Below are 13,518 nucleotides of genomic sequence, written 5' to 3' on the forward strand. Positions count from 1 at the left end.
GAAGCACCGTGACCCTCATCTACGGCCACCGCGGCGCCAAGGGCGAAGCACCGGAAAACACCCTGAGCAGCTTTCAGGAATGCCTCAAGCACGGCGTGCGCCGCTGCGAACTGGATCTGCACCTGTCCAAGGACGGCGAGCTGATGGTCATCCATGACCCGACCCTCAAGCGCACCACCGACCGTCGCGGCAAAGTCGTCGAGCACACCGCTGCCGAGCTGGTCACCTACGACGCGCGCAAGGGCGGCCCGGGCTGGATCAAGCCGTGCCCGATTCCGACGCTGGAAGAGTTGTTCGAGCAATGTGATTTCGAGCACTGGCAGCTGGAAGTCAAAAGCGCATCACGCACCCGCGCGGCGACTACCGTGCTGGCGATTCGGGAAATGGCTCAGCGCCACGGCCTGCTCGACAAGGTGACGATCACTTCGAGTTCGCGGGAAGTCTTGAAGGCAGCGCTGGATCTGGTACCCGACGTATCCCGTGGCTTGGTGGCCGAATATGCCTGGCTCGATCCGCTGAAAGTCGCGGCGAGCTACGGCTGCGAGATTCTCGCCTTGAACTGGACGCTGTGTACGCCGGAACGCCTGCAGAAGGCGCAGCGTCAGGGCCTGCATGTGTCGGTGTGGACCGTCAACGAGCCTGCGCTGATGCGCAGACTCGCCGACTTCGGCGTTGACAGCCTGATTACAGACTTTCCCGGTTTGGCCACTGCCACCCTTGAGAATTGCTGAAATCGGTCTCCCCGGCCGGCTCAGGCCACCGGCCGGAGCCCGTCAAAAAAGCCGGTTGAGGCCGTCGTACGCCGCGACCCGATAGGCTTCGGCCATGGTCGGGTAGTTGAACGTGGTGTTGACGAAATACTTCAGCGTATTCAGCTCACCCGGCTGGTTCATGATCGCCTGACCGATGTGCACGATCTCCGACGCCTGATAACCGAAGCAGTGCACGCCGAGCACTTCCAGCGTTTCGCGGTGGAAGAGGATCTTCAGCATGCCCTGCGGCTCGCCGGCAATCTGCGCCCGAGCCATGCTCTTGAAGAAGGCCTTGCCGACTTCGTACGGCACTTTCGCCTGGGTCAGCTCCTGCTCGTTCTTGCCGATCGAGCTGATCTCCGGAATGGTGTAGATGCCGGTCGGCACGTCATTGACGAAGCGCCAGCTGCCATTGTCGACGATGCTGCCAGCGGCCGAACGACCCTGGTCGTGGGCGGCACTGGCCAGGCTTGGCCAGCCGATCACGTCACCGGCGCCGTAGATGTTTTCCACGCAGGTGCGGTAGTTCTGGTCAACTTCGATCTGGCCACGGCTGTTGACCTTGACCCCGATGTTTTCCAGACCCAGCGTGTCGGTGTTACCGGTACGGCCGTTGCACCAGAGCAAGGCGTCGGCCTTGATCTTCTTGCCGGATTTGAGATGCAGGATCACACCGTTGTCCACGCCTTCGACGCGGTCGTACTCTTCGTTGTGACGCACGGTGATGTTGTTGTTGCTGAAGTGGTAGCTCAACGCCTGGGAAATTTCCGAGTCGAGGAAGCTCAGCAACTGGCCACGGTTGTCGACCAGCTCGACCAGCACACCCAGACCACTGAAGATCGATGCGTATTCGCAACCGATCACACCAGCGCCGTAAACGATCAGTTTGCGCGGGGTGTGGCCGAGGCTGAGGATGGTGTCGCTATCGTAGATACGCGGGTGGTGGAAATCGATGTCCGCCGGGCGATACGGACGCGAACCGGTGGCGATGATGATGTGCTTGGCCACCAGTTTTTCCACCACACCGTTGCCGCAGACCACTTCGATGGTTTGCTCGTCGGCGAAGCTGCCGGTGCCGAAGAACACGTCGACGCGGTTACGGGCGTAGTAGCCGGTGCGCGATGCGACTTGTTTGGAAATGACTTTTTCGGCGCTTTTCAACACGTCCGGGAAGGAGAACCAGCGTGGCTCGCCGATCGCGCGGAACATCGGGTTGGTGTTGAACTGCATGATCTGCCGCACCGAGTGACGCAGTGCCTTGGACGGGATGGTGCCGAGGTGGGTGCAGTTGCCGCCGACCTGGCGACGGCTGTCGACCATCGCGACCTTGCGCCCCGCTTTGGCGGCGTTCATTGCCGCGCCTTCTCCCGCCGGGCCGGAACCCAGTACCACCACGTCGTAGTTGTAGACAGCCATGCGTACTCCTCAGAACAGGCCGCGGTGCCAGCAGCACCGGCGGCTAAATCACGCCGAACGGCGGCGCGAAGGAACAATTGGGGGCCAGTGAAGAACCCGGACACAGTCTATAGAAGCGTCAACGCCGCGCACATTAACCCTTGGTCGCGTCGTAGGCTACTTTTGCCTGCACTACAACGCCAGCTTTCGTCTTGTCTTCGGTCAGTTTTTTTCACCGACAAGCTGCGCAAATGCCTGACTGCTGCGGGTGACGAAACCTGTATCGGCACGCAGGACAAAGAATGCAGCAATGTCATGCTTTTGGGCATAGTCCCGCGCCCTTTCCGGCCCGAGAATCAGCAACAGCGTCGATAGTCCATCGGCCATCAACGCTGAAGGATGAATCACCGTGACTGACGCCAGATCATGTAGGACCGGTCGCCCGCTGCGTGCATCGAAGGTGTGGGAATAACGCCGACCGTCCTGCAGAAAATAATGGCGGTAGTCACCGGAGGTGGACACGCCGTAGCCATCGACATCGATAATCCGCTCGGCCACTTGCTGGTCATCGCGAGGCTCTTCGAGAGCGATGCGCCACGCTGAACCATCCGGCTTCTTGCCCCGGGCTTTGAGTTCGCCCGTGGCTTCGACCAGATAATTGTCGATGCCCATGCCCTGCAATCTGGCGGCGATGGCATCCACGGCGTAACCGGCGGCAATACTGTTGAAGTCGACTTCGACGGCGGCGTCCTTGCACAACTGCTCGCCGTCGATGCGCAGATGCTGATGACCGACTCGCTGCATGACCTCGGCCACAGCGGCCGCATCAGGGATCTTTTCTTCGCGTCCTTGCGGGCCGAATCCCCAGAGGTCCAGCAGCGGTTCCACGGTCAGGTCGTAGGAGCCTTCGCTTTGCGTTGAAAGCTGTTCGCCGATGCGGACCAATTCGAGCACCGCTGCCGGCATGGCTTGGCAGCTATCGGCGGGCAAGGCGTTGAAACGTTCGATGGCGGAGTCACTTCGGTAAGTCGACAGCTGTTGATCGACTTCACCGAGGATGGCCTGCACTTCGCCGCGCACCCGCGCAGGATCGGCGCCCCCGGCGTGGCGCACGTACTTGACCGACCAGGTGCTGCCCATGGTCGAACCGCCAACCTGTTCCAGGGAATCGCCGGTGCCGCAGCCGCCGATTGCCACCGCCAACACCACAGGCCCCCACCAGCGTCCAGTTAACAATTCTTCATCTCCCCGCAAAACCACGGCGGCCATTATGAACTACAAGCGCCCGCTCGCTTCCCCATGGCTGCAACGCCTTTATACAAAATTGAACAGTGAGTACCTCCCATGTCCTCCACCACGGGCAAAGGCAAAGCGATCTTTCGCGTTGTCAGCGGCAACTTCCTCGAAATGTTCGACTTCATGGTCTACGGCTTCTATGCCACGGCCATCGCCAAAACCTTCTTCCCCACCGACAGCGCCTTCGCTTCGCTGATGCTGTCGCTGGCGACCTTCGGCGCCGGCTTCCTGATGCGCCCGCTGGGGGCAATTTTCCTCGGCGCCTATATCGACCGTCACGGACGGCGCAAAGGGCTGATCATCACTTTGGCGATGATGGCCGCCGGTACGGTGCTGATTGCCTGCGTGCCCGGTTACGCGACGCTCGGCGTCGCCGCACCGCTACTGGTGTTGTTCGGCCGCCTGCTGCAAGGCTTCTCGGCGGGCGTGGAATTGGGCGGCGTGTCGGTGTATCTGGCGGAAATTTCTACGCCGGGGCGTAAAGGCTTTTTCGTCAGTTGGCAGTCCGCCAGCCAACAGGCAGCCGTGGTGTTCGCTGGCTTGCTCGGCGTTGCTCTGAATCACTGGCTGAGTCCGGAGCAAATGGGCGAATGGGGCTGGCGCGTGCCGTTTCTGATTGGCTGCATGATCGTGCCGGTGATTTTCTTCATCCGTCGCTCGCTGGAAGAAACTCCGGAATTCCAAGCGCGCACCCACCGCCCTACCCTCGGCGAGATCGTCCGCTCGATCGGGCAGAACTTCGGCATCGTCATTGCCGGCATGGCGCTGGTGGTGATGACCACGGTTTCGTTCTACCTGATCACTGCGTACACGCCGACGTTCGGCAAGGCCGAGTTGCATCTGTCGGACCTCGACGCCTTGCTGGTGACGGTGTGCATCGGCTTGTCGAATTTCTTCTGGCTACCGGTGATGGGCGCGGTATCCGACAAGATCGGCCGAAAACTCTTACTGCTGGCAGCGACGATTCTGGCGATCCTCACGGCGTATCCGGCGCTGTCGTGGCTGGTGGCGAACCCCAGCTTCAGCCATTTGCTGATTGTCGAACTGTGGCTGTCGTTCCTTTATGGCTCGTACAACGGCGCGATGGTGGTGGCGCTGACCGAGATCATGCCGGTGGAAGTGCGCACGACCGGTTTCTCGCTGGCGTACAGCCTGGCGACGGCGACGTTCGGCGGCTTTACCCCGGCGGCGTGTACCTACCTGATTCATGTGCTGGACAACAAGGCAGCACCGGGGATCTGGCTCAGTGGCGCGGCGGTGTTGGGGTTGATTGCGACGTTGGTATTGTTCCGTGGCAACCGGCATGAGTTGCGCACGGCGCAGGCTTCGGTAGCCAGCGGCGCCTGACAGAATGCTTTCGCGAGCAGGCTCGCTCCCACAGAAGATTGTGAACGACACTGATCCAGTGTGGGAGCGAGCCTGCTCGCGAAGAGGCCGGCAAGGACACAGAAGATCCAACAGGCCCACAAACAAAAACGCCCCGACAAAATGCCGGGGCGTTTTCATTCAAGCCTGAGGCTTAGCGCGGGAACGCTGGCGGATTCACATCAGCCATGTCTTCCATTACGCGAACTACCTGGCAGCTGTAGCCGAACTCGTTGTCGTACCAAACGTACAGAACGACGCGGTTGTCCTGCACGATGGTCGCTTCAGCGTCGACCACACCAGCGTGACGCGAGCCAACGAAGTCGGTCGACACCACTTCCTGCGAATTGACGAAGTCGATCTGCTTGTGCAGCTCAGAGTGCAGCGCCATGTAGCGCAGGTACTCGTTCATCTCTTCACGGGTGGCGGCTTTCTCAAGGTTGAGGTTGAGAATGGCCATCGACACGTTCGGCGTCGGAACGCGGATCGCGTTACCGGTCAGCTTGCCGGCCAGCTCAGGCAGAGCCTTGGCAGCAGCGGTGGCGGCGCCGGTCTCGGTGATCACCATGTTCAGCGCGGCGCTACGACCACGGCGATCGCCCTTGTGGAAGTTGTCGATCAGGTTCTGGTCGTTGGTGTACGAGTGAACGGTTTCGACGTGACCGTTGATGATGCCGAACTTGTCGTTGACCGCTTTGAGCACCGGCACGATGGCGTTGGTGGTGCAGGACGCAGCCGAGACGATCTTGTCGTCAGCGGTGATTTCACCGTGGTTGATGCCGTGAACGATGTTCTTCAGCTTGCCCTTGCCAGGCGCGGTCAGAACAACGCGGTCGATGCCCGGGCAGGCCAGGTGCTGACCCAGGCCATCGGCGTCACGCCATACACCGGTGTTGTCCACCAGCAGCGCGTCTTTGATGCCGTACTGGGTGTAATCCACCTCGGTCGGGTTCTTCGCGTAGATCACCTGGATCAGGTTACCGTTGGCGGTGATGGTGTTGTTTTCTTCGTCGATGGTAATGGTGCCGTTGAACGAACCGTGTACCGAATCGCGACGCAGCAGGCTGGCGCGTTTGGTCAGGTCGTTCTCGGCGCCTTTGCGCACGACGATGGCGCGCAGACGCAGGCCGTCGCCACCACCGGTTTTCTCGATCAGGATGCGCGCCAGCAGACGGCCGATACGACCGAAGCCGTAAAGAACAACGTCGGTGCCTTTGCGGGCCGAAGCGTTCTGCTGGCCAACCACGTCAGCCATCTCTTCACGCACGAACTGCTCGGCGCTGCGGCCGTTGCCTTCATTGCGGAATTTGAACGCCAGCTTGCCCAGATCCACCGACGCCGCGCCGAGCTTGAGCTCGCTCATGGCCTTGAGCAGTGGGAATGTTTCGTGGACGGAGAGTTCGCTGTCGTCCGAAGAACGGTGGCGAGCAAAGCGGTGAGCTTTGAGAATCGCGATGACAGACTGGTTGATCAGGCTGCGGCCATAGATCGAGCTAACCACGTTGTTATTGCGGTAGAGCTGACCGATAAGCGGGATCATCGCTTCTGCGAGTGCTTCACGGTCGATCCATTCACCAAGACACTGGTCGGGCTTCTGAGTCACGGTAACCTTCCACATGTAGGGGCAGAAAAAAGGGGCTACATTATGCCGCCGACAAGCCCTTTCAGCAATGCGCGCTTGTCGCGCAATCGGTAACAAATTCCCGTTCAAAAAATTTACGCCTTTCTCCAGCCCAGTAAAACCGGGGCTTTCAGCGCAGTCAATTTTTCGACGACTGTTAGACGATGTCTGTAACCCTCCGTAACACCACCCGGTTTCGGCACTACATAACCATGAAAAAAGTGCTCGTTTTTATGGTTACCACTACATTTCGTCCAAACCATGAAGATAGACGCAGTCTGCAACTGACAGGCGGCACCGGAGGCCGCTACAATTACCGACTTTGTCGCAACGCCTGGAGCTCAACCTTCCGTGCCTGTTCTGCGTCTACCGCTACTCCCTGCCGAAGCAGGTAAACAGCACTGGGGCAATCTGCCCGGTGCCGCCCTCAGCCTGGCGATTGCCGAGGCTGCCAGCGCTGCCAAGCGCTTTACCCTGCTGCTGACCGCCGACAGCCAAAGCGCCGAACGGCTGGAACAGGAGCTGAGTTTCTTCGCCCCGGATTTGCCCGTACTGCATTTCCCCGACTGGGAAACCCTGCCCTACGACCTGTTCTCGCCGCACCAGGACATCATCTCCCAGCGCATCGCCAGCCTGTATCGCCTGCCGGAACTGGCCCACGGCGTGCTGGTGGTTCCGATCACCACCGCTTTGCATCGCTTGGCGCCGACCAAATTCCTCCTCGGCAGCAGCCTGGTGCTGGACATCGGCCAGAAGCTCGACGTCGAACAGATGCGCGCGCGGCTCGAAGCCAGCGGCTATCGCTATGTCGACACGGTGTACGAGCACGGCGAGTTCACCGTACGCGGCGCGCTGATCGACCTGTTCCCCATGGGCAGCAAACTACCGTATCGCATCGACCTGTTCGACGACGAAATCGAAACCCTGCGCACCTTCGATCCGGAAACCCAGCGTTCGATCGACAAGGTCGAGTCGGTCAAGCTGCTGCCGGCCCGCGAGTTTCCATTGCAGAAAGACGCAGTCACCCGCTTCAAGGCGCGTTTCCGTGAGCGCTTTGACGTCGATTTTCGCCGCTGCCCGATCTTTCAGGATTTGAGCAGCGGTATCACCCCGGCCGGCATCGAGTACTACCTGCCGCTGTTCTTCGACGAAACTTCGACGCTGTTCGATTACCTGCCTCAGGACACACAAGTGTTTTCGCTGCCGGGCATCGAGCAAGCGGCGGAAAACTTCTGGAACGACGTGCGCAATCGTTACGAAGAACGCCGCGTCGATCCTTCGCGTCCTTTATTGCCACCGGCCGAACTGTTCCTGCCGGTGGAAGATTGCTTCGCGCGCCTGAAGAATTGGCCGCGAGTCGTCGCCAGTCAGCAAGACGTTGAAAGCGGCGTCGGCCGTGAGCGCTTCCCGGCCCATGCGCTGCCGGACCTGGCCATCGAAGCCAAGGCCACGCAACCGCTGGCGGCGCTGGCCGGCTTCCTCGAAGAATTCCCCGGTCGCGTGCTGTTCACCGCCGAATCGGCGGGTCGTCGCGAAGTCCTGCTGGAACTGTTGGAACGCCTGAAGTTGCGGCCTAAAACCGTCGACAGCTGGCCAGACTTCGTTGCCAGCAAGGATCGTCTGGCGATCACCATTGCCCCGCTCGACGAAGGTCTGCTGCTCGACGACCCGGCGCTGGCACTGGTGGCGGAAAGCCCGCTGTTCGGCCAACGGGTCATGCAACGTCGCCGCCGCGAGAAGCGCAGCGACGTCAGCAACGATGCGGTAATCAAGAACCTCACCGAACTGCGTGAAGGCGCGCCGGTGGTGCATATCGATCACGGCGTCGGGCGTTATCTGGGCCTGACGATTCTGGAAATCGACAATCAGGCCGCCGAATTCCTCACCCTCGAATACGCCGAGAACGCCAAGCTCTACGTGCCGGTAGCCAACCTGCACCTGATCGCACGTTACACCGGCAGCGACGACTCGCTCGCGCCGCTGCACCGCCTCGGTTCGGAAACCTGGCAGAAAGCCAAGCGCAAAGCCGCCGAGCAGGTGCGTGACGTCGCCGCCGAATTGCTCGACATTTACGCCCGTCGTGCCGCCCGTGAAGGTTACGCCTTCGCCGACCCGAAGGCCGATTACGCCACCTTCAGCGCCGGTTTCCCGTTCGAAGAAACACCCGATCAGCAAGCGACCATCGAGGCGGTACGCGAAGACATGCTCGCGCCGAAACCGATGGACCGGCTGGTCTGCGGCGACGTTGGCTTCGGCAAGACCGAAGTGGCCATGCGCGCCGCGTTCATCGCCGTGCACGGCGGTCGTCAGGTGGCGATTCTGGTGCCGACCACCCTGCTCGCCCAGCAGCACTACAACAGTTTCCGCGACCGCTTCGCCGACTGGCCGGTGACGGTCGAAGTGATGAGTCGATTCAAATCGGCCAAGGAAGTCAACGCGGCGATCGCCGATCTTGCGGAAGGCAAGATCGACATTGTCATCGGCACGCACAAGCTGCTGTCCGACGACGTGAAGATCAAAAACCTCGGGCTGGTGATCATCGACGAAGAACACCGTTTTGGCGTACGCCAGAAAGAACAGCTCAAGGCCCTGCGCAGCGAAGTCGACATCCTCACCCTGACTGCGACGCCGATTCCGCGCACGCTGAACATGGCGGTGTCGGGCATGCGCGATCTGTCGATCATCGCCACGCCGCCAGCGCGTCGCCTGTCGGTGCGCACCTTCGTCATGGAACAGAACAAGAGCACGGTCAAAGAGGCCCTGCTGCGTGAACTGCTGCGTGGCGGTCAGGTTTACTACCTGCACAACGATGTGAAGACCATCGAAAAATGCGCCGCCGACCTCGCCGAACTGGTGCCGGAAGCGCGCATCGGTATCGGCCACGGGCAGATGCGCGAACGTGAACTCGAACAGGTGATGAGCGACTTCTACCACAAGCGCTTCAACGTGCTGATCGCCTCGACCATCATCGAGACCGGCATCGACGTGCCGAGCGCCAACACCATCATCATCGAACGCGCCGACAAGTTCGGTCTGGCCCAGTTGCACCAGTTGCGTGGTCGTGTCGGCCGCAGTCACCACCAGGCTTACGCCTACCTGCTGACGCCGCCGCGCCAGCAGATCACTTCCGACGCGGAAAAGCGTCTGGAAGCGATCGCCAATACCCAGGACCTCGGCGCCGGTTTCGTCCTGGCGACCAACGACCTGGAAATCCGTGGCGCCGGCGAACTGCTCGGCGATGGTCAGAGCGGGCAGATTCAGGCCGTCGGTTTCACCCTGTACATGGAAATGCTCGAGCGCGCAGTGAAGTCGATCCGCAAGGGCGAGCAGCCGAACCTCGATCAACCGCTGGGCGGCGGCCCGGAAGTCAATCTGCGGGTGCCGGCGCTGATTCCGGAAGATTACCTGCCGGATGTGCATGCGCGGCTGATTCTGTATAAACGCATCGCCTCGGCCACCGACGAGGAAGGCCTCAAGGATCTGCAGGTGGAGATGATCGACCGCTTCGGTCTGTTGCCGGAGCCGACCAAGAACCTGGTGCGGATCACCGCGCTGAAATTGCAGGCGGAAAAGCTCGGCATCAAGAAAGTCGACGGCGGGCCGCAAGGCGGGCGCATCGAGTTCGAAGCGCAGACGCCGGTTGACCCGATGACCCTGATCAAGCTGATCCAGACGCAGCCCAAGCGCTACAAGTTCGAAGGCGCGACGATGTTTAAATTCCAGGTGCCGATGGAGCGCCCGGAAGAACGTTTCAATACTGTCGAGGCGCTGTTTGAGCGTCTCATCCCGAAATCCGCTTGAAGGACGCCCGATGCGCCTGTTCCGCTCTCTGACTTTGTTGCTTGCACTTGCAGCACCGACGGCGTTTGCCGATGACACGTATCAGGTCGAAATGATCCTGGTGCGCCAGAATGCCGTCCCGGCCATCGTCAGCCGCGCCGCCCCGGAAGACTGGGCCGCAGGCGCCCAGCGTCTGGGCAGCGACAGCCAGCGCACCCCGGCGCTGAATGATGTAGTGAACAAACTCACCGCCAGCGGCGAGTACACCGTGTTGATGCACAAAGCCTGGCAGCAGAACCTCGGCGAAGCGCCGGCGAAAGTCGCAGTGAGCGAAGGTCAGGAACAGTTCGGCCAGTTCCCCATCGAGGGCACGCTGGAAATGAAACTCGGCCGCTTCACCGACGTGACCGCCGATTTCTGGGTCAATCAGATCGACGCCAATGGCTTGGTCACCGCCAGTGAGCGCCTGCGTCAGGACAGCCACACCAAGAACGGCCAGCTCAATTACCTCGACAACGGTCATCTGGCCCTGCTGATCAAGATCACTTCCCTGACCGCGCCAGCGCCTCGCGAAGCGCCTGAAGTCGTGCCGGACTGATCGAAGTCCTTATGCCGCCGCCCCTGAGCAAACCGCTGGCCCCGTCGTGGGTCAGCCGATTCAAAGAACAGAGTCTGGAGCGCGGCCGCCGCTACGCTTTGGAGAATCGGGTGCGCATCGCCCAGGTCGGCGATGCGACTATCACCGCCAGTTGCGAAGGCTCCGGCGGCAGTGTCTACCGGCAGACCATCCATCTGCGCGAGTCAGCCAAAGCGACGCTGTTGCTGGTCGACGCCACCTGCACCTGTCCGGTGCGCAGCAACTGCAAACACTGCGCGGCGGTGCTGCTGAAAATCCAGGAAACCCTCGACTACCCCGCCGCCGCGAAAGATGCCGAACTGCTGGAAAAACTCCAGGCCGTGCTGGAAAACCGCAGCCCGAAAGCGCCACCGCAAGTGCCGGTGGACAACGTGCAGCCGGTGCCGCGCCTGTGGCTGGCGAGCGTCGAGTTCAGCGCCTTCGAGCCGCGCAACGGCAAGATGCAGCGCTACATTCAGCATCGTGCGGCGCTGTCGTTCAGCTATCTGGACGAATACGTCAGCGGGCAAAAACACAGCGATATCCTGATCCGTCAGGAAGCCCAGACCCTACGGATAAAACGTCATCCGGACGTCGAACAGTCCTACCGCGAACAGTTGCGCATCCTCGGTTTCCGCATCGCCACCCGGCAGAGCAAAGCGCTGCCGGAAAGCGCCGGCGAACTCTACGAGATGGTCAACGACAGCGCCTGGCTGACCTTCACGCTCAATGACTTGCCGAAGTTGCGCAGCCAGGGCTGGGAGTTGCAGATCGATGAGGAATTCGGTTTCGACCTGACCGCCGTCGACGACTGGTACGCCACCGTCGAACAGGCGCCGGAGCGCGACTGGTTTGATCTGGAGCTGGGCATCATCGTCAACGGCGAGCGCCTGAGCCTGCTGCCGATCCTGCTGAATCTGATGCGCTCGCACACCGAGATCCTCAACCCGGAACGCCTCGCCCGGCGTCGCGATGACGAGCTGATTCTGGTCAACATTCCGCAACGCACCAGCGAGCATGGGCCGTTGCAAGTGGCGCTGCCGCTCGGTCGCTTGAAGCCGGTATTGATGACGCTGGGCGAGTTTTATTTGCAGGAGCCGGGCGAAACCACCCTGCGCCTGAGCAAGGCTGACGCCACCCGGCTCAATTCGCTGGAAGGCCTGCCGCTGTTGTGGGAAGGCGGCGAGCAGATGCGCACCTTCGCCCAGCGCCTGCGCGACATCCGCGATTTCAGCGCCCAAGCGCCGCAAGGCTTGAACGCAACGCTGCGCCCGTATCAGCTTGAAGGCTTGAGCTGGATGCAATCGCTGCGACAACTCGAAGTCGGCGGCATTCTCGCGGACGACATGGGCCTGGGCAAAACCCTACAGACCCTGGCGCATATTCTCAGCGAGAAGAACGCCGGACGCCTCGATCGTCCGTGCATGGTGGTGATGCCGACCAGCCTGATTCCGAACTGGCTCGATGAGGCGGCGCACTTCACTCCGCAGCTGAAAGTGCTCGCCCTGTATGGCGCCACGCGCAAGAAACACTTCGACAATCTGGCCGACTTCGACCTGATCCTCACCACTTACGCCCTGTTGCCCAAGGACCTCGAGCGCCTGGCCAAACAGCCGCTGCACGTGCTGGTGCTGGACGAAGCGCAATACATCAAGAACCCCAACAGCAAAGCCGCGCAGGCCGCCCGCGAGCTGAACGCGCGCCAGCGCCTGTGCCTCAGCGGCACGCCGCTGGAAAACCACTTGGGCGAGCTGTGGTCGCTGTTCCACTTCCTGTTGCCGGGCTGGCTTGGCGACGTGAAAAGCTTCAATGCCGATTACCGTGTGCCGATCGAAAAGCGCGGCAGTGAAGTCAGACTGCAACACCTCAACGGTCGGATAAAACCGTTTCTGCTGCGCCGCACCAAAGAGCAGGTCGCCACCGAGCTGCCGCCGAAAACCGAGATCATCCATTGGGTCGAACTCAACGAAGCGCAGCGCGACGTGTACGAAACCATGCGCCTGGCGATGGACAAGAAAGTCCGTGACGAGATCACTCGCAAAGGCGTGGCACGCAGCCAGATCATCATTCTCGAAGCATTGCTCAAGCTGCGCCAGGTCTGCTGCGATCTGCGCCTGGTCAACGACGCCACCCTGCCCGCACGCGGCAGCACCTCGGGCAAACTCGACAGCCTGATGGAAATGCTTGAGGAACTGTTCGAAGAAGGCCGGCGGATTCTGCTGTTCTCGCAATTCACTTCGATGCTGACATTGATCGAAGAGGAATTGAAAAAACGCAAGATCGCTTACGCCCTTCTCACTGGCCAGACCCGTGACCGGCGCACACCGGTGAAGGAATTCCAGAGCGGTACGCGTCAGATCTTCCTGATCAGCCTGAAGGCCGGTGGCGTCGGTTTGAACCTCACCGAAGCCGATACGGTGATTCACTACGACCCGTGGTGGAACCCGGCAACCGAGAATCAGGCGACGGACCGGGCCTATCGAATCGGCCAAGAGAAACCGGTGTTCGTCTACAAGATGATTGCCCGGGGCACGGTGGAAGAGAAGATTCAGCACCTGCAGAAGGAAAAGTCCGACCTGGCAGCGGGCGTGCTCGATGGGCGCAAGGCCGGGGACTGGAAATTGCAGAGCGATGATATTGAAGCGCTGTTTGCGCCGTTGCCGGACAAGATCGACAAGCGCTGAAAGCGGCGT

8 protein-coding genes are annotated in these 13,518 nt (G+C 61.0%); 5 read left to right on the top strand and 3 right to left on the bottom strand.

Annotation, left to right across the window (positions count from 1 at the left end):
• The first annotated feature begins 8 nt into the window (after positions 1 to 8).
• Positions 9 to 731 carry a glycerophosphodiester phosphodiesterase family protein gene (locus D8U61_RS10135; RefSeq protein WP_008087738.1) on the top strand — a complete coding sequence of 241 codons (723 nt, stop codon included), beginning with the start codon at positions 9 to 11 and terminating at the stop codon, positions 729 to 731.
• A 42-nt stretch (positions 732 to 773) separates the two neighbouring features.
• Here the strand turns inward: D8U61_RS10135 and sthA are convergent, their stop codons facing one another.
• Both sthA and D8U61_RS10145 read right to left on the bottom strand, forming a co-directional pair.
• Positions 774 to 2,168: a Si-specific NAD(P)(+) transhydrogenase gene (sthA, locus tag D8U61_RS10140; protein ID WP_016775479.1), complete on the bottom strand. Its 1,395-nt coding sequence runs from the start codon at positions 2,166 to 2,168 to the stop codon at positions 774 to 776.
• A gap of 201 nt (positions 2,169 to 2,369) precedes the next feature.
• Complete coding sequence (locus D8U61_RS10145) at positions 2,370 to 3,416, bottom strand: FAD:protein FMN transferase (RefSeq protein ID WP_130903101.1); 1,047 nt, start codon at positions 3,414 to 3,416, stop codon at positions 2,370 to 2,372.
• A gap of 75 nt (positions 3,417 to 3,491) precedes the next feature.
• On the opposite strand from D8U61_RS10145, the gene D8U61_RS10150 reads away from it, so the two are divergent.
• The gene (locus D8U61_RS10150; RefSeq protein ID WP_125927281.1) at positions 3,492 to 4,790 is read left to right on the top strand and encodes an MFS transporter; all 1,299 of its coding nucleotides are present in this window, start codon (positions 3,492 to 3,494) and stop codon (positions 4,788 to 4,790) included.
• Positions 4,791 to 4,962: 172 nt separating this feature from the next.
• Here D8U61_RS10150 and D8U61_RS10155 read toward each other — a convergent pair whose 3' ends face one another.
• Positions 4,963 to 6,426, bottom strand: a complete 1,464-nt coding sequence (locus tag D8U61_RS10155) for a glyceraldehyde-3-phosphate dehydrogenase (protein WP_016775482.1) — start codon at positions 6,424 to 6,426, stop codon at positions 4,963 to 4,965.
• Between the two features lie 354 nt (positions 6,427 to 6,780).
• On the opposite strand from D8U61_RS10155, the gene mfd reads away from it, so the two are divergent.
• Genes mfd through D8U61_RS10170 form a run of 3 tightly spaced genes read left to right on the top strand, consistent with a single transcriptional unit; the run spans position 6,781 to position 13,509 of the window.
• A complete protein-coding gene (gene mfd / locus D8U61_RS10160; RefSeq protein WP_024013632.1) occupies positions 6,781 to 10,230 on the top strand; it encodes a transcription-repair coupling factor in 3,450 nt (1,149 codons plus the stop codon).
• Positions 10,231 to 10,240: 10 nt separating this feature from the next.
• Entirely contained in the window at positions 10,241 to 10,807 is a 567-nt protein-coding gene (locus tag D8U61_RS10165; RefSeq protein WP_041477336.1) for a CsiV family protein, read from the top strand.
• An 11-nt stretch (positions 10,808 to 10,818) separates the two neighbouring features.
• Positions 10,819 to 13,509 carry a DEAD/DEAH box helicase gene (locus tag D8U61_RS10170; RefSeq protein ID WP_130926862.1) on the top strand — a complete coding sequence of 897 codons (2,691 nt, stop codon included), beginning with the start codon at positions 10,819 to 10,821 and terminating at the stop codon, positions 13,507 to 13,509.
• Positions 13,510 to 13,518: the final 9 nt, after the last annotated feature.

Origin of the sequence: Pseudomonas sp. Sample_14, assembly GCF_004307515.1 — a bacterium.
In the GTDB taxonomy this organism is placed as follows: Bacteria; Pseudomonadota; Gammaproteobacteria; order Pseudomonadales; family Pseudomonadaceae; genus Aquipseudomonas; species Aquipseudomonas atacamensis.

What these genes read in the sequence shown, in the direction of transcription:
- sthA (WP_016775479.1), bottom strand. Translation starts at nt 2,168, where the DNA reads ATGGCTGTCTACAACTACGACGTGGTGGTACTGGGTTCCGGCCCGGCG.
- D8U61_RS10145 (WP_130903101.1), bottom strand. Translation starts at nt 3,416, where the DNA reads ATGGCCGCCGTGGTTTTGCGGGGAGATGAAGAATTGTTAACTGGACGC.
- D8U61_RS10150 (WP_125927281.1), top strand. Translation starts at nt 3,492, where the DNA reads ATGTCCTCCACCACGGGCAAAGGCAAAGCGATCTTTCGCGTTGTCAGC.
- D8U61_RS10155 (WP_016775482.1), bottom strand. Translation starts at nt 6,426, where the DNA reads ATGTGGAAGGTTACCGTGACTCAGAAGCCCGACCAGTGTCTTGGTGAA.
- D8U61_RS10165 (WP_041477336.1), top strand. Translation starts at nt 10,241, where the DNA reads ATGCGCCTGTTCCGCTCTCTGACTTTGTTGCTTGCACTTGCAGCACCG.
- D8U61_RS10170 (WP_130926862.1), top strand. Translation starts at nt 10,819, where the DNA reads ATGCCGCCGCCCCTGAGCAAACCGCTGGCCCCGTCGTGGGTCAGCCGA.